The organism is Pantoea dispersa (assembly GCF_014155765.1).
Classification (GTDB): Bacteria; Pseudomonadota; Gammaproteobacteria; order Enterobacterales; family Enterobacteriaceae; genus Pantoea; species Pantoea dispersa.
This window is the reverse complement of record NZ_SCKT01000002.1, coordinates 70,522-87,557: the sequence shown is the minus strand read 5'-3', so window position 1 is coordinate 87,557 and position 17,036 is coordinate 70,522. Positions and strand designations below refer to the sequence as shown.

Sequence of the window (17,036 nt, the reverse complement as noted above, 5' to 3'; positions counted from 1 at the left end):
GGCGCGTTCCTGCCGTCGCCGTCCTGCAGGCAAAGATAATGCGCTCGCTAATCAGGGTCTAATTGGTATTATGCTTTCATTAATAACGAATCCTTATCAGGTGTGGCATGGATTACCGTAAGCTGCGTTCTTTTCTGGCACTCGCCGATACGCTGCATTTCGCGCGAGCGGCGGCGGCGGTTAACCTGACGCAACCGGCGTTGTCTCAGCATATTCAGGCACTGGAGCAGCAGTGGGGCGTGAAGTTATTTGCGCGCGACAAGCGTAAGGTGAGTCTGACGCGCGAAGGCGCATTGCTGCTCGGGGAAGTCCAGCAAACGGTGCAGCGTGTGGAGCATCTGCAGGACACGATTAAGCAGGTGGCCGCCGGACGACGCGGCATGTTACGCATTGGCTATGTGGGCACGTCCATGCTGGAGCCGGCGCTGGTCAAAATTATCCGTGCCTTCAGACGTGATTTTCCCCAGATCGCGCTGCAACCCGTGGAGTACAGCGTCAACCAACAGCTAAGCCTGCTGGAGAGCGGCGATTTGGATATCGGCATCCTGCGCGGGCCGCTGCCGGAACGTCGCCAGATTAGCCGGCAAATTCTGCATCAAACCTCGCTGTGTGCGGTGCTGGCCGACGACCATCCGCTGGCGCAGCAGGCCTGCGTCTCGCTGGCTGATTTAGCGGCGGAGCCGCTGATCTTGCAGGAAGATCCGGAAGGCATCGGACTGGGTGGCGCGGTACTTAATCTCTATGCCGCCGCCAGGCAGATTTCCGCCAGCGTGCTCCGCGCACGCGATGTGGCCACCGCCGTTGACCTCGCTGCGCTGGGACTGGGCGTGACCTTCATCCCCCACGCCCCGGAGAGATTTTTGCGGCAGGATGTGGCACTGCTGCCGCTGGCGCAGCAGGATGTCACGACGGCACTCTACCTGTGCTGGAAAACCGGCGCGGCTAACCCGGAGATCCGGCGCTTTACCGGGTACGCGCAGTCACACTATGGTGAGGAACCCGCTGCGTAATCAGACGGGCATTCCAGCCTCAGCGGCGTTATAGGGATCAATATGGCGAATTGCTATGCCATATCGGCTAAATTGTGATTCACTGACGTATCTATTGTCAGATTATGCGTGAGAAGCGTAGTCATGAAGCCAACACTGAATCAGCTAATGAGTTTTTGTACCGTGGCAGAAGTGGGGAATATAGGCCGGGCAGCAGAAAAACTGAATATTTCGCAGCCACCGCTAAGCAGACAAATAGCCCAGCTCGAACGTGATGTGGGTGCGAAACTGTTTACCCGTAATGCCAAAGGCATGAAACTTACCTTTGCCGGCGAGCAATTCCTGAAAGATGCTTACGCCGTATTAAGAATGATGCAGCAGGCGTGTAGTAATGTGCAGGCTGTTTCAGAAGGGCAAATGGGATTGATTAAGCTGGGCGCAACCATGTACGCATCGTACTGTGTGGTGCCACAGCTGGTCATGAAACACAGAATGAATTATCCCAGTATTGATCTGCAATTCCAGGAAATGATCCCGACCGGGTTAAACGCTGCGCTAGAGGATGGGCGGCTGGACGTTGCGATCAGCTTTTCGGAAGTTACCAGCTCCGCGATTAACTCGCTGGTGTTATTGTGTGAACCGTTAATTGTTGCGCTTCCTGCGGACCATCCCCAGGCAAATGTCGAAAATTTCACCCTGGAAACGCTGGCCAATGACCCGTTTATCATTGTGCCTCGCCCTATGTCGCCGCTGCTTTATGACAGGATTTTTAATCAATGTCTGAAAGCCGGTTTTAGTCCACATATTGGCGTTGAGGTTTCAGTCCAGCAAACCATCGTTAATTTCGTCGCTCATGGATTAGGGGTAGCCATCATTCCGGCAAGTATGGCGACGGCGCAGATAAGAGGCATTAATTATCGGAAAATTGCGGACGCAAATACCATAGAAAATATTCTGATGTGGTCTTCTAATAATAAAAATCCAGCGCTGGAACACTTTGTTAACCAATGCCGTGCCCTCGCAGAGGAGTTAAGCACGGCATCGGATACCCGCATCAGTTCTTAGCAATCACGATTTCGATCAGGCTGGGTTTACCGCTGGCGATAGCCTCCTCGACAGCCGCAGCGATCTGTGAAGCCACCTCAATCTTACGCGTTTTCAGCCCCAGCGCGGTGCCAAGTGCCTGATAATCAATCACAGGATCTACCAAATCCATGGCGATAAAGCGATTGGTTTGCGCCGAGGTATAATCTTCTTTAGACCGCATAAAGTTCTTAAGAACATTATATTCAGTATTGTTCATCACAATAAAGGTTACCGGCAATTGCTCATGGGCGGCGGTCCACAGCGACTGAGGCGAATACATTGCCGCACCATCCCCCACAAAACAGACAACAGGGGCTTTGCCCAGTCCGAGGGAATATCCCACTGCAGCGGGCATTCCCCAGCCCAGACCGCCACCGCGCATAAAAGCATATTGATCTGCTCTGTTACTCGACAGCGATCTACGCAGCGATTGTGAGGTCGCAATGGCCTCGTCAACAATTGTTATATCCGGACCAATAGCGCGCGCGGCCTCAAATGCGGCGATCAATGGCGTGATCTTCGTGGCCGACTGCTGCTCTTGTACCGACTGTAATAAGTTCTCTTTAGTTTGTTCGAACTGTGCTGCCGCAGCCGCGAAACGACGCTGATAATCCGGGCGATTATGCGCGGTAGCCTCTTTCAGCTCAGGTAGCAGCACCGCCAGCGATAATTTAATATCGCCGAGAGTTGAGAGCTCGCTACGATAAGTTCGTCCCAAATCGCCTGCATCGGCTGAGAGCTGGAACACTTTACAATGCTCCGGCACGGCACGTCCCTCGGTGTAGAGGATGGTGATGAGCGATTTACCGCCGAGCGCAAAGATTGCATCGTATTGATCAAGCGCTTTGGCAATGTCCGTCGCCTGAGTAGAGAGATTGCCTCGCCACAGAGGATGCGCGGTGGGATACGGAATCCGATTCGGCCAGGTTGAGCCATAAACGTCAGCGGCCAGCAACTCAGCCAGTGCGACAACTTCCGCAGCCGCGCCGCTTTGATGAATCTCATCGCCGGCAATAATCGCGACCTTGCCGGGGGTAAAGGCGGCTAATTTTTTGGCTAACAGCGGCAGTGAACCTGCGACCGCTTTACGATCAACGTTAGACGGCGCGCCGATGTCAACGGCGCTCATGGCTTCCATCACATCCATCGGCAAAGAGAGGAAAACCGGGCCTTTGGGCGCGGCATCCGCATCATGAAAAGCACGGCGAACCAGGATTGGCAGCTGGTCAACGCTGGTGACTTCCTTCGACCATTTGGAAAAAATCTTACCCATACTCACTAAATCCCCCAACAGCAGGGGATCGGTGATGCTGTGGCGTAAATCCTGCTGGCCAGCCGTCACTACTAATGGCGTTTGCGAGCAAACCGCATTGTGCAGATTGCCCATGCCGTGACCCAGACCACCGGCCGTGTGCAGATTGAGAAAACCGGGCTTACCGGCGGCCTGCGCGTAACCATCGGCCATCGCAACCGCACTGGCTTCCTGCAAGGCAAGCACATAGTTGATGTTGGGATTTCTGAGCAGGGCGTCCATGAACGGTAATTCAGTCGTACCTGGGTTACCGAACACATACTCAACGCCTTCGCTCTCTAACACTTCCAGCAGGACATCACCACCGCGGCGTACCGGGGTGTCGTTTAATTTTGCAATGGGTTTATTCATCGTTGTTCACCTCTGACTATCGGTTAATAATCCGCCAGTTTCCGGGCTGAATTTATCTTAGAAGCAGGGTGAGCGTTGATTCCAATACTAAGATTGGCCTGTTTGATACCCTAAAAGGTATGGCTATGAAGCAAAGCCGCGTGATTAAAGGTGCCCATTCATCAAATCCACCATCGCCCCGGCATGCGCATCAACGTGGCGAATATAGCGCATCACCGTTTCCGGCTTCTTCCAGGTGCCTTCCTGCATGATCTGCGCGGTGCTGTACTTATTGCTGGCCATATCGATGGCGGCACCGACCCGGGTGCTATGTCCCGACCAACCGCGATAGCGATTCTTATTGGGTTGCACGCCGGTGCCCGGTCCCGCTTCACGCCAGGCGCGGACGAAAATATCCTCCAGCGCGCGAGTCGAGAGCGGTTTATCGCAGACAATCTGCGCCTGGTTGGCGCGGTGCACCGGGCCAAAAATGAACGCGTCGGGTTCTGCGATCAGCCCGGATGCCACCAGCCATTCGGTCAGACGTTGTGATGAGAGATCCCCGAGTGCCTTAATTAGTCCTCCGGTCATCACTATGGTTTTGGTCCAGGCGACATCAAGAATGATACGGTCATCGGCCGAACGCGAAATGTCACGCACCCGCAGGCGGCTCAGTTCACTGATGCGCAACAGCGTGGCGTAAGCCACATGCAAAAATGCCAGATCGCGCTGCTGTTGCAGGCGGTCAGAGCCCGCCCAGCGTTGGTCCAGCGTAAGCAAATCGCGAATGCGAAAGGGGATGGCCTGACCGGCACGTTCACCGGCTATTACCGCGCTGCGATTGATTTTTTTCATGGCCCGGAACACCAGCGGCGAAACATTGGGCGGCACCAGACCGGCGTTACGGTGTAACATGGAAATTAATGCCGCATGAGTCGCGATGGTAGAAGAGGCGCGTCCCGATGCCTGAAGCCACAGCAGGTAATCACGCAGATCGGCAGGATCCATCGGTAAAAATTGCCGGCCATGTTCCGTCGCCCAGCGGCTGCCGATCCGCATAACGCTTAGCAACTGTCGCCACGTGTTATCAGAAAACGCCTCTTTATCACTGACAAATTCTCTCAGGCGTTCAGCAATATCCTCATCAGCACTGTGCATCAGGGCCGGGCTGGCGGTAATCCCGGGCAGGGTATCCGTTTTACTCATTAATTTATGACGTCGCTACGTGAATTCTGTGCATGTAGCAGGGTCATCATCCGCCAGATTTAACGTAGCGGTGCCGGTTTTTTATGCACGGCGTGGCGCGACACACTGCATCATGTTAACCAAAGGTGATGATCCTGCGGATCCTGACTTCATATAATGCCAATTATATGAAGTCAGCTATTCTAATCGCTGAAAATCTGGATGGACAGCGCTAAAGGGGATGGAAAACGGCGATGGTGAAGTTTTTTCAACTGACAAACGCGCCGTCAGCTGTCAGGCTAAGGATGGAGAGTGTGATAGCGCAGATTAGCGCCTGATTTTGCAGGTTTTTTGCCCAACCTTTGCTTACTTTAACTCAGCGCGAGCCTGGTGCAGGCAACATGAAGTTAGCTCATCTTGCTTTGAAATTTAATCACTTTTCCTCACGCAGGGACTCTGACATAACTAAGGTCATGTTAAATATTTTCGACAATATGACCACTGCTGAATTTGCAAACCTGTAAACGTTTTGAGAACTCCGGCAAAGGAGAGAACAGCGTCAGGTTGCAAGCAGAAATCAGGATGCCCGCTCGCGATGAAAAATGATTTTACCTTTAGTATAAAAAGCACGCGCTTCGATGAGAATTACAATCCCTCCAAAGATACGCGCATCACCACCAATTTTGCCAACCTGGCGCGCGGCAGCAATCGTGAAGAGAATCTGCGCAATGCGCTGATCATGATGAATAACCGTTTCAATTCGCTGGCGAACTGGGACAACCCGAAAGGCGATCGCTACGCGGTTGAACTGGATATCATCTCTGTAGAGATGAATCTGGGTGCAGGCGGCGAGGGCAAAAGCTTTCCGGCGATTGAGATCCTGAAGACGAATATTGTTGATAAAAAAACCAGTGAGCGCATTGAAGGCATCACCGGCAACAACTTCTCTTCATACGTGCGTGATTATGATTTCAGCGTTCTGCTGTCCGAGCATAATAAAGGTCGTTCCGGTTTCAGTATTCCGGATGACTTCGGCGTGCTGCACGGCAATATTTTCCGCCATTTTGTCAACTCAGAGACGTATAAAGCCAACTTCCGCAAAGCGCCGGTCATTTGCCTCAGCGTCTCCAGCAAAAATATTTACCGTCGTACCGGTAACCAGCATCCGGTGCTGGGCATTGAGTATCAGCAAAATGAATCTTCATTGACCGATCTCTATTTCGCCAAAATGGGACTCAGGGCGCGTTATTTCATGCCGGCCAACAGCGTGGCGCCGTTCGCGTTCTATTTCGCCGGTGATTTGCTCAGTGATTACAGTAATCTGGAGCTGATCAGCACCATCAGTACCATGGAAACCTTCCAGAAGATTTACCGCCCGGAGATTTACAATGCGAACTCACCGGCGGGCATTGAATATCAGCCAGACCTGTATCACCAGGATCACTCGCTGACCAAAATTGTTTACGATCGCGAAGAGCGTACCCGCCTGGCGATTGAGCAGGGCAAATTTACCGAAGAGCAGTTTATCAAGCCTTACCACAGCATTCTGAAACAGTGGTCTGATCATTTCGCTCTTTGATTAACGAATAAATAAGGTTATTGATTAATGAAAACATTATTACCGACGTCAACGGCTGGCAGCTTACCAAAACCTTCCTGGCTGGCACAGCCAGAGACATTATGGTCCCCGTGGAAATTGCAGGGCGATGAGCTGATTCAGGGCAAACAGGATGCGCTGCGTTTATGTCTGGACGACCAGCAGCAGGCCGGTATTGATATCGTCAGCGACGGCGAGCAAACACGCCAGCACTTTGTCACCACCTTTATCGAACACCTTAACGGCGTTGACTTTGAAAATCGCAAAACGGTGCGCATCCGTAATCGTTATGATGCCAGTGTACCCGGCGTGGTGGGCGAAGTGAGCCGGCAGAAACCGGTCTTTGTCGATGATGCCAAATACCTGCGTCAGCTGACGCAGCGTCCAATCAAATGGGCGCTGCCTGGCCCGATGACCATGATCGACACGCTGTATGACGATCACTATAAAAGCCGTGAGAAGCTGGCCTGGGAATTCGCTAAAATTCTCAATCAGGAAGCGCGCGAATTAGAAGCCGCGGGCGTTGATATTATTCAGTTTGACGAACCCGCCTTTAACGTCTTTTTCGACGAGGTGAATGACTGGGGCATTGCCGCCTTAGAACGCGCCATCGAAGGGCTTAAATGTGAGACCGCGGTGCATATTTGCTACGGCTACGGCATCAAAGCCAACACCGACTGGAAGAAAACGCTGGGTACCGAGTGGCGCCAGTATGAGGAGATCTTCCCTAAACTGCAGAGTTCCGGTATCGATATCGTTTCGCTGGAGTGTCAGAACTCACGCGTGCCGATGGATCTGATTGAACTGATTCGTGGTAAAAAAGTGATGGTTGGCGCGATTGATGTCGCCACCAACACCATCGAAACGCCGGAAGAAGTGGCTGCCACGCTGCGTAAAGCGCTGCAGTTTGTGGATGCCGATAAGCTTTATCCAAGCACCAACTGTGGCATGACGCCACTGTCGCGTCATGTGGCTTACGGTAAGCTACAGGCATTAAGTGCCGGCGCAGAAATTGTGCGGAAAGAACTGCAGGGCTAACGCGTAACGCCTTATTTGTCTCTTACTCAGTCCGCAGGGTTTAAATATCCTGCGGCCTGAGCGTCGGTAATCAACATCCTTGCCGTGCCGCCTGTCTGGCCTCGCTAAATTATCCTTTATAAATACACGCTCCGACCATTACAAATTCCCCATTTTTATCTGATTCCTGCTCTGCATCTACTCCGGCGGGCAGCCTGAATATCATCGTCTATACTCAGCAACGCGAAGTGATATATGCCGCTGCTTTTCACGCTGCGCTGGCGTTAATTTGATTAGCCCGCGCGAACAACAGCCGCATTGACTCATCAGTACACGCTTTTTTCTGTGCTTTCATCCTTAAGGGACTTCCTGGTATGTTGCAATCTCAATCCTCCCGTTTGGGCAGTTTACTGCTGCTGCTGGCGGCACTCATCGGCTTTGCTGTCGCGTTGTATGCCTGGCTCACGCCACTCACCGGTGTTACCGGCACCATTGGCGCGCTGGGCGTCGCCATTGCCAGCGTCGTCCTGGCGGTGCTGACCTTTCTGCTGCGCGCGGCCACCGGCCGTGCCGGGCGCATTTTCCTGATCGTCATCACGCTGCTGCTGCTATGCGCGATCGGTTTTGCTGCCGCGCTGCTGCATCAGGGGATCATTACGCTGGCGATGATCATCGGCCTGATTGGTCTGATTATGCTGGCGCGCAATCCGGCGCATCGTGTTCGCCACGCCACTGCACAAGGAGCTAACCGTGCATAATGAAAAATACATTCCGCTGCTCAAAGTCGGCATGACCGCCCTGGCGCTGCTGATGGCACCTGCCACGCTACGCGCCGAGGATAAAGCCGCTGAGGCGTCGATGGGTACGCAGGAGAAACTCAACGTGGATGCGGCCGATCAGCAGGCGCCCGGCACCACGCACGCCACTGATGATGTCTCCAGCGGCAAGCGCGACGGCGAGAAAGTGGCCTCTGCCAGCCAGCCGGCCACGCCGCTGGTGCCCTCCACGGCGACGTGGGACAGTTTTCACGGCCAGCTCAACGCGCAGAAATACAGCCCGCTGAAACAAATCACCGCTGACAACGTCAGCAAGCTGAAAAAAATCTGGGAGTTTCACACCGGTGACGTTTCGGATGGCAAGGGCGACACGCCGGCGACCGTCTGGTCCGCCACGCCAATTTTTGCCAACGATACGCTGTACATCGGCACGCCATTTGATCGGCTGATTGCGCTGGATCCGGGCACCGGCAAGGAGAAATGGCACTACGACACTAAATCTCCACGTCAGGCGCTGACCCAGCCGGTACTGAAAAATCGTGGCGTCTCTTACTGGCAGGCGAAAAATCCGCAGGCGGGTCAGGCCTGCCAGAAAATCGTTTATATGGGCACCGTTGACGGCAAGCTGTACGCACTGGATGCCGATTCCGGCAAGCCGTGCGAAAACTTTGCAGATAAGGGCGTGCTCAACGTCAACCAGTGGAATACGGTTAACGCTAAATTCCCGCTGTCCCTGCTCCAGCCGCCGACGGTGGTGGGTGATCACCTGATCGTTGGCTGGGCGGGCAAAGACTGGGCTTACGCAGAAGCGCCGCCGGGCACGGTGTTTTCAATCAACGCGCAGACCGGGGCACGTGAATGGACTTTTGACGCCATTCCGGCCAGCATTCGCCAGCGCACCGGTACGGCTAACGTCTGGACCCACATGTCGGCCGACGAAGCGCATGGCCTGGTTTATCTGCCGGTGTCATCACCTTCGCCAAACTACTGGGGCGGCAACCGCGTCGCTCCAATTCCGCTCGGCACCTCCACGACTGCGCTGGATGTGAATACCGGCAAAGTGGTGTGGTCGCGACAGTGGGTGCATCATGATGTGTGGGATTACGACATCAACTCAGCACCGACGCTGATGGACATTACCGTGAACGGCAAGCAGATTCCGGCGCTGATTCAGGCCACCAAGCAGGGCTTTCTGTTTGTGGTCAATCGCCTGACTGGTGAAGATGTCTGGCCGATTGAGGAGCGTCCGGTGCCGCAGGGCGATGGTTCAGTGCAGGGCGAGAAACTGTCGCCAACCCAGCCATTCCCGACCAAACCGGCACCGCTGCTGGATCAATCCAAAAAACCGGCGATCTGGAAGCTGGCCGATATTGTTGGCGCCGGTCAGTGCTCACGCCTGTGGGATAAGCTGAGCTATGACGGCATGTACACACCACCAACCACCCAAGGCGAAGGCGCACTGACCTATCCGGACAGCGCGGGCGGCGTGCAATGGGGCGGCGTGGCGTTCGATCCGCAAAAACAGATCGCCATTGTGAACACCTCACACATCGTGCAATACGTGAAGCTGTACAGCCGCGCCGATTACGACAAGGCCGACAACGGCTCGGGCAACGAGAGTGGTTTCGCCCCGCAGGAAGGCGCGCCTTACGGCCTGCGCCTGATGGTGGCGAACAACTGGCTCGGCATGCCGTGCTGGCAGCCGCCGTTTGGCGAGATCGTTGCGCTCGATATGCACACCGGTGATGTGAAATGGCGTCGTCCGGTCGGCGCGTCGCAGCAGTACGGCTTTTTCATGCCGGAAAGCTGGGGCTCGCCAACCATTGGCGGTCCGGCAGTCACCGCCGGCGGTGTGATCTTTATCGGCGCCTCAATGGATGCCAAAGTACGCGCCTATTCACTGGATAGCGGCGAAGAGCTGTGGTCCGATCAGGTTGAAGCGCCTGCGGTTGCCAACCCCTCGGTGTATGAATATAAAGGCCGCCAATATGTCGCCTTTGTCGCCGGTGGTAACACCATCCTGAAGGATCAGGTTGGCGATCAGGTGGTGGTTTACGCACTGCCGGAATAATACAGCGCAGTCAGCAAACAGAGTGGGGCCACAGCGCTCCACTTTTTTTATGCCTGCAATAAAAACGGCGGCCATTGGCCGCCAAAACCTCAACAGGTGGTTGCCGTTGAGGAAGCAGTGGTACTGATGAATCTTTAACCTTTTACACCGCCCGCCGTCAGTCCGCTCACCAGCCAGCGCTGTGCCAGTAAAAACACCAGCGTGATGGGAATGGCGGACAGCACGGCCGCCGCGGCGAAATCGCCCCACAGATAGTTCTGCGGATTAAGATACTGCTGCATCCCGACCGCGAGGGTATAGCTGTTGACGTCGCGCAGCAGCAGCGAGGCGACCGGTACTTCGGTGACCGCAGCGATAAACGCAAGGATAAACACCACCGCGAGGATTGGCACCGAAAGCGGCAGTAAAACCAGACGAAACGCCTGCCACGGCGTGGCACCATCCAGCGCCGCCGCTTCCTCCAGCGAACCATCGATGGTTTCGAAATAGCCCTTAATGGTCCAGACGTGCAGCGCGATACCGCCCAGATAGGCGAAAATTACGCCGCCGTGGGTATTGAGGCCGAGAAACGGCAGATATTGCCCCAGCCGGTCAAACAGCGCATAAAGCGCCACCAGCGACAGCACCGCCGGGAACATCTGAAAAATTAGCATGCCCTTTAGCAAACTGGCGCGACCGGCGAAGCGCATGCGGGCAAACGCGTAGGCGCAGGTGGTCGAGAGCGCCACAATCCCCAGCGCGCTGATGGCGGCGATCTTCACTGAATTCCACAGCCATAGCAGCACCGGGAAGGGCGGCGGCGTCACGCGACCATCGGCATGGGTGACGCTGAACCCGAGCGCCAGCCGCCAGTGTTCCCATGAAATCTGTTCCGGGATCAGACTGCCGGTGGCGAAATTGCCGCTGCGTAGCGAGATGGCAATCACCATCAGCAGCGGGAACAGAATTGCCGCGATAAACAGCAGCAGCAGCAGATGCGTCAGCAGCAGACGCAGCTTCTGCGATTTCGGTTGTACCATGGCCATAACGCCTCCTTAATCAAACTTCATGCGTAGCGCTTTCAGGTTAATCACCGCCAGCGCACCGACCAGAAGGAAGATCAGCGTGGCGATGGCTGCCGCCAGGCCGAAGTCCTGACCGCCGCCGCCCTCAAAGGCGATGCGCCAGGTGTAGTTGACCAGCAGATCGGTGTAGCCCGCCGGCGTAGTGGTGCCGAGTCGATCGGGGCCACCATTAGTCAGCAGCTGCACCAGTACGAAGTTATTGAAGTTAAAAGCAAAGCTGGCGATCATCAGCGGCAATAGCGGTTTCAGCAGCAGCGGCAGCGTAATCAAAAAGAAATTCTGCAGCGGCCCGGCGCCATCCATCGCGGACGCTTCATAAAGATCGTCCGGGATCGCCTTGAGCAAGCCCATGCACAGGATCATCATGTAGGGATAACCCAGCCAGGTGTTGACGATCACCAGCATGGCGCGCGCCAGCGTCGGATCGCTGAACCACGCTGGCTTAAAGCCCAACAGCGCATTGAGCATGACGTTGATTTCGCCAAAACTCTGGTTAAACAGCCCCTTGAAAATCAGTATCGAAATGAATGCCGGTACCGCGTAGGGAAGAATCAGCATCACGCGATAGATGGCCTTGCCCCGCAGCGCTTCCCACTGCCCCAGACACGCCAGCACCATGCCCACCGCGACCGTCAGCAGCACGGTCAACAGCGAAAACAGCAGCGTCCAGCCAAATATCGCCAGGAACGGTTTCTGAATGCCTTCGTCGGTGAACACGCGGGCAAAGTTTTTCCAGCCCGCGCCAACGGTAAAGCCGGGGCTGAGCTGTTCGCTGGCCCAGCTGCCATCGGCGTTGATCTGCTGATAGAACCCCGTGTCCCGGTTGGCCTGATAGCGGGCGCCGTTTTGCTGATTTCTCAGCTGTCCCGGTGCGTCCAGCACATACAGCGGCCGCGTGCCGGAAAACTGGCGCAGCGAACTCATCACCAGCTCGCGACCGTCCGGCAGTCGGGCAGTTAACTGACTCAGCGCCTGACGGTTTTGGGTAATGATTTTTAAGCTGGCGCGCGCGGTGGCGGGCAGCGCGGCTGGCGTGAGGCTGAGCTGCTGTTCACCACCCAGCGTAAACGGCGCAGACAGGAAGCTGTTTTCGCCCGCGCTGAGCGCCAGCTGCCAGCGTTCGCCCTGCGGATAAAGCGCGAAGTTCATCGCGTCCCCGGCCTGATACTGGCGACTCAGCAGCACCCGCTGCGCGCGCGCCTCACTGAGCTGATTGGTGCTGCTGTAGTTAGTGAAGGCAATGGCGACGGTACAGGCCAGTGGAAACAGGACGAATAGCGCCATGCCTGCCAGTCCCGGATACACATAGCGCCAGGCATAGGCGCGCCGATTGGTGTAAATCCACAGGCCTGCCGCGCTGACTACCAGCGTGACCAGCGCAAACAGGTATTCACCCTGAGCATACATCAGCACCAGAAGGTAGCCGACCAGCAGACAGCCGATCCCGACCAGCAGGCTGCGCAGCACCAGGCTGTGCCGTCTCTTTTGCGGTATTCCTGACATGATACGGTGTTCCTTAACAGCCAGTGGCGAGCCGACAGCCGTCGGCTCCGTAACAGCTTTACTTATTGAGACGCGCCTGCGCATCCTTCAGCGCCGCATCGACGTTTTGACGACCACTCAGCGCATTCAGCGTCGCGGTGCGCATCGCATACCAGAAGGCCGCCATCTGCGGGATGTTAGGCATGATGTCGCCATTACGCGCATTGTTCATGGTGGCGGCGATGCGCGCGTCTTTCTCCAGCGTTTGCTGGAATGACTTCAGGGTGACCGCGCCCAGCGGCTTGTCCTTGTTAACCGCGTTGAGACCGGCGTCAGTTAGCAGGTAATTTTCCAGAAACTCTTTGGCCAGCTCTTTATTAGGACTGGCCGCGTTGATGCCCGCGCTCAGTACGCCGACAAAGGTTTTGGTCGGCTTGCCGTTCAGCGTCGGTAACAGCGTAACGCCGTAGTTGATGCCGCTTTTGTCGATATTGCTCCACGCCCACGGACCGTTGATGGTCATCGCGGTTTGTCCTTTATTGAAGGCCGCTTCGGCAATCGAATAGTCAGTATCGGCATTAAGGATTTTGGCTTTCACCTGATCGACGAGGAACTGCATGCCTGCTTTCGCGCCGGCGTTGTCGACGCCGGTATCTTTCACGTCATAGCCGCTATCGGTCTTTTTGAAAGCATAGGCGCCACCGGCGGCCAGCAGCGGCCAGGTGAAATAGGGTTCCTGCAGGTTAAACATGATGGCGCTCTTGCCTTTGGCGCGCAGCTGCTTATCCAGCGCCGCCATCTCTTCCCAGCTTTTCGGTGGGGTGGGAAGCAGATCTTTGTTGTAAATCAGCGACAGCGACTCCACAGACACCGGATAGCCAATCAGCTTGCCGTTGAAGCGCACTGCATCCCAGGTAAACGGAAACAGCTTTTGCTGGAAGTTTTGATCCGGCGTGACTTCGGCGAGCAGCCCTGACTGGGCATAGCCGCCAAAGCGATCGTGCGCCCAGAAGATAATGTCCGGACCGTCACCCGTGGCGGCAACCTGCGGATATTTCTCTTCCATTTTGTCCGGGTGTTCGACCGTCACGCTGATACCGGTGTCCTGCTCGAATTTTTTGCCTACCTCGGCGAGGCCGTTATAGCCCTTATCACCATTGATCCAGATGACCAGTTTACCTTCTTCAATTTTGGCCACGGCCGAAGCCGAAAACAGTACGGCCGTAAGGGCGGAAAGGGCCAGAACGCGTGCGCCGGTTTTCATTGTCATAACTCCATCCTGTTAGCGGAAGCGGAAATCATTAGTGGCATCATTGTGCGGCGTTATGCCATTTCCTCATCCTCCTGCGCTCTACGCCCAACGGCACTAAGCCGTGATCGCGCTTGCAAAACAGCGCCTTAATACGCGCTGGCGCACACTATTGACGCGTCAGCTCTGCGTGACAGCTCACAAAATTGCCGTGAACGTCGCGCCGGCGCGGCTGGCGTGCGCGTACTCCTCCTCCCGCCTCATCCCCCAGTAAAAACCCACACGGTGGAGGATGCTGCGCCGTCTGCGCCTGCCCATAGTGGTCGCCGGAGTCTGCCTGCGGTGCTGCAGGCAAGCATGAGCCTGCGAAGAGGAAAGCATCATGGCGAGCGTTGCGTTACACCATGTCACCAAGGCCTGGGGTGATACCGAGGTATCAAAAGACATCAATCTGGAGATCGGCGACGGGGAATTTGTGGTGTTCGTCGGTCCATCCGGCTGCGGCAAATCAACGCTGTTACGCATGATCGCCGGCCTGGAAACCATCACTCGCGGCGATCTGCTGATTGGCGGTCAGCGTATGAACGATGTTCCGCCCGCTGAGCGCGGTATCGGCATGGTGTTTCAGTCTTACGCCCTTTATCCGCACCTTTCGGTGGCCGAAAACATGTCGTTTGGCCTGAAGCTGGCTGGCGTAAAGCGTGCTGAGATCCAGCAGCGCGTCAATCAGGTGGCGGAGGTGTTACAGCTGGCGCACCTGCTGGAACGGCGACCCAAAGCGCTATCGGGCGGACAGCGGCAGCGCGTGGCCATCGGGCGCACGCTGGTGGCCGAACCGCGTGTGTTTCTGCTCGACGAGCCATTGTCCAATCTTGATGCCGCGCTGCGCGTACAGATGCGCATTGAAATCTCACGCCTGCATAAACGCCTGAAGCGCACCATGATTTACGTTACGCACGATCAAATCGAAGCGATGACGCTGGCCGACAAGATCGTGGTGCTGGACGCCGGTCGCATCGCCCAGGTCGGTAAGCCGCTCGAACTCTATCACTATCCCGCTAACCGCTTCGTTGCCGGCTTTATCGGCTCGCCGCGCATGAATTTTCTGCCCGTCAAAGTGACCGCCACCGCCATCGATCAGGTGCAGGTGCGTTTGCCCAACGATCAGCTTGTATGGCTGCCGGTGGAGAGCGCCGGCGTCCAGGTCGGCAGCAACATGTCGCTGGGTATTCGTCCGGAACATCTGCTCTCCAGCGACATCGCCGATGTCACGCTGGAGGGCGAAGTGCAGGTGGTTGAGCAGCTCGGCCACGAGACGCAAATCCATATCCAGATCCCCGCCATTCGTCAGAACCTGGTGTATCGCCAGGAGGACGTGGTGCTGGTAGAAGAGGGCGCCCTGATGGGTATTGGCCTGCCGCCGGAGCGTTGTCACCTGTTCCGCGAGGACGGGAGCGCCTGCCGCAGGCTGCATCAGGAACCCGGTGTTTAGCCCTGCAAAACAATAAAAGCAATGACCTCAGGAGATAGAAAATGTTAACTCTGCGCAAACTTCCCGTCGCGATTGCCATCGCAGCGGGTACGCTCTCCGCTCAAGCCATGGCGGTCGATTTTACGGGTTACGCCCGTTCGGGTATCGGCTGGACCGGCAGCGGCGGCGAGCAACAGTGCTTTCAGGCTACCGGCGCGCAAAGCAAATACCGTCTGGGCAACGAATGTGAAACCTATGCTGAATTGAAACTGGGCCAGGAAGTGTGGAAAGAGGGCGATAAAAGTTTCTATTTCGATACCAACGTCGCCTATTCCGTTTCCCAGCAGAATGACTGGGAAGCGACCTCACCGGCCTTCCGTGAAGCCAACGTGAAAGGTAAAAACCTGATCGATGCGCTGCCGGGTTCCACCATCTGGGCCGGTAAACGCTTTTATCAGCGTCATGATGTTCACATGATCGACTTCTACTACTGGGATATCTCCGGTCCGGGTGCCGGTCTGGAAGATGTCGATCTCGGGTTTGGTAAGCTCTCGTTCGCCGCGACGCGCTCTTCCGAAGCGGGCGGCTCTTACACCTTCTCCAGTGACCAGATCCGTGATTACGCCACCAGTACCGCCAATGACGTTTTTGATGTGCGTCTCGCCGGCATGGAAACTAACCCCAATGGCGTGCTGGAACTGGGTGTCGACTATGGCCGCGCCAACGCGCGTGACGGCTATCGCTTAGACGACGGCGCGTCGAAAGATGGCTGGATGTTCACCGCGGAACACACGCAGAGCATGCTGAAAGGCTACAACAAGTTTGTGCTGCAGTACGCCACTGATGCGCTGACCTCGCAGGGCAAAGGCCTGCCACAGGGCAGCAACATCAATAACAACGGCAAGATGTACCGCATCCTCGATCACGGTGCGATCTCGCTGGCCGATCGCTGGGATCTGATGTACGTGGCGATGTACCAGAACGTCGATCTGGATAACAACCGCGGAACTGAGTGGTACACCGTCGGCGTACGTCCTATGTACAAATGGACGCCGATCATGAGCACCCTGCTGGAAGTAGGCTATGACAACGTCAAGTCACAGCAGGTCAGCGAACGCAACGGTCAGTACAAAATCACCCTGGCGCAGCAGTGGCAGGCTGGCGACAGCATCTGGTCACGTCCGGCGCTGCGCCTGTTCGCCACCTACGCCAAATGGGATGAGAAGTGGGGCTACAGCAAAGACGCCTCCGGCGATATCACGTCGCTGGCCGCGGCGGACAGCAGCGGCAACGGTCTGTTCACCAACAGCCGTGGCGACAACGATGAGTGGACCTTCGGCGCACAGATGGAAATCTGGTGGTAAGGCGCTGCGCAGGTTAAGCAAACATCCGCCGTGCGGCAGACGC

The 17,036-nt window shown here is 56.0% G+C and carries 13 protein-coding genes; 8 read left to right on the top strand and 5 right to left on the bottom strand.

Going from position 1 to position 17,036, the window contains the following annotated elements; all coding sequences use genetic code 11:
• Positions 1-107: 107 nt before the first annotated feature.
• Positions 108-1,010, top strand: coding sequence for a LysR family transcriptional regulator (locus H7K56_RS07040; RefSeq protein ID WP_150360278.1), 903 nt, complete (start codon positions 108-110; stop codon positions 1,008-1,010).
• A gap of 123 nt (positions 1,011-1,133) precedes the next feature.
• Positions 1,134-2,054 (top strand): LysR family transcriptional regulator, encoded by a 921-nt coding sequence (locus tag H7K56_RS07035; protein WP_150360277.1) that lies wholly within the window; start codon positions 1,134-1,136, stop codon positions 2,052-2,054.
• Here the strand turns inward: H7K56_RS07035 and H7K56_RS07030 are convergent.
• Both H7K56_RS07030 and H7K56_RS07025 read right to left on the bottom strand, forming a co-directional pair.
• Positions 2,044-3,738, bottom strand: a complete 1,695-nt coding sequence (locus H7K56_RS07030) for a thiamine pyrophosphate-binding protein (RefSeq protein ID WP_058770178.1) — start codon at positions 3,736-3,738, stop codon at positions 2,044-2,046. The two genes, H7K56_RS07035 and H7K56_RS07030, sit on opposite strands and share 11 nt — an antisense overlap.
• Positions 3,739-3,882: 144 nt before the next feature.
• Positions 3,883-4,923: a tyrosine-type recombinase/integrase gene (locus H7K56_RS07025; RefSeq protein WP_150360276.1), complete on the bottom strand. Its 1,041-nt coding sequence runs from the start codon at positions 4,921-4,923 to the stop codon at positions 3,883-3,885.
• A 574-nt stretch (positions 4,924-5,497) separates the two neighbouring features.
• On the opposite strand from H7K56_RS07025, the gene H7K56_RS07020 reads away from it, so the two are divergent.
• The 4 genes from H7K56_RS07020 (at position 5,498) to H7K56_RS07005 (ending at position 10,363) form a co-directional block, all read left to right on the top strand.
• Positions 5,498-6,481, top strand: a complete 984-nt coding sequence (locus H7K56_RS07020; RefSeq protein ID WP_021509409.1) for a DUF1852 domain-containing protein — start codon at positions 5,498-5,500, stop codon at positions 6,479-6,481.
• Positions 6,482-6,508: 27 nt separating this feature from the next.
• The gene (locus H7K56_RS07015; RefSeq protein ID WP_021509410.1) at positions 6,509-7,537 is read left to right on the top strand and encodes a methionine synthase; all 1,029 of its coding nucleotides are present in this window, start codon (positions 6,509-6,511) and stop codon (positions 7,535-7,537) included.
• Positions 7,538-7,890: 353 nt separating this feature from the next.
• A complete protein-coding gene (locus H7K56_RS07010; RefSeq protein WP_150360275.1) occupies positions 7,891-8,274 on the top strand; it encodes a hypothetical protein in 384 nt (127 codons plus the stop codon).
• A gap of 31 nt (positions 8,275-8,305) precedes the next feature.
• On the top strand, positions 8,306-10,363 hold the full coding sequence (locus H7K56_RS07005) for a pyrroloquinoline quinone-dependent dehydrogenase (RefSeq protein ID WP_220496551.1): 2,058 nt from the start codon (positions 8,306-8,308) through the stop codon (positions 10,361-10,363).
• A 134-nt stretch (positions 10,364-10,497) separates the two neighbouring features.
• Here H7K56_RS07005 and malG read toward each other — a convergent pair whose 3' ends face one another.
• Genes malG through malE form a run of 3 tightly spaced genes read right to left on the bottom strand, consistent with a single transcriptional unit; the run spans position 10,498 to position 14,179 of the window.
• Positions 10,498-11,388, bottom strand: a complete 891-nt coding sequence (malG, locus tag H7K56_RS07000; RefSeq protein ID WP_058759158.1) for a maltose ABC transporter permease MalG — start codon at positions 11,386-11,388, stop codon at positions 10,498-10,500.
• Positions 11,389-11,397: 9 nt separating this feature from the next.
• The gene (malF, locus tag H7K56_RS06995; protein WP_150360273.1) at positions 11,398-12,930 is read right to left on the bottom strand and encodes a maltose ABC transporter permease MalF; all 1,533 of its coding nucleotides are present in this window, start codon (positions 12,928-12,930) and stop codon (positions 11,398-11,400) included.
• A gap of 58 nt (positions 12,931-12,988) precedes the next feature.
• Positions 12,989-14,179 (bottom strand): maltose/maltodextrin ABC transporter substrate-binding protein MalE, encoded by a 1,191-nt coding sequence (malE, locus tag H7K56_RS06990; RefSeq protein ID WP_165899346.1) that lies wholly within the window; start codon positions 14,177-14,179, stop codon positions 12,989-12,991.
• Between the two features lie 361 nt (positions 14,180-14,540).
• Between malE and malK the strand changes: the two genes are divergently transcribed.
• Together malK and H7K56_RS06980 are read left to right on the top strand one after the other, a co-directional pair.
• Positions 14,541-15,650 carry a maltose/maltodextrin ABC transporter ATP-binding protein MalK gene (gene malK, locus H7K56_RS06985; protein ID WP_150360272.1) on the top strand — a complete coding sequence of 370 codons (1,110 nt, stop codon included), beginning with the start codon at positions 14,541-14,543 and terminating at the stop codon, positions 15,648-15,650.
• 41 nt (positions 15,651-15,691) lie between these two features.
• A complete protein-coding gene (locus tag H7K56_RS06980) occupies positions 15,692-16,993 on the top strand; it encodes a maltoporin (protein ID WP_021509418.1) in 1,302 nt (433 codons plus the stop codon).
• Positions 16,994-17,036: the final 43 nt, after the last annotated feature.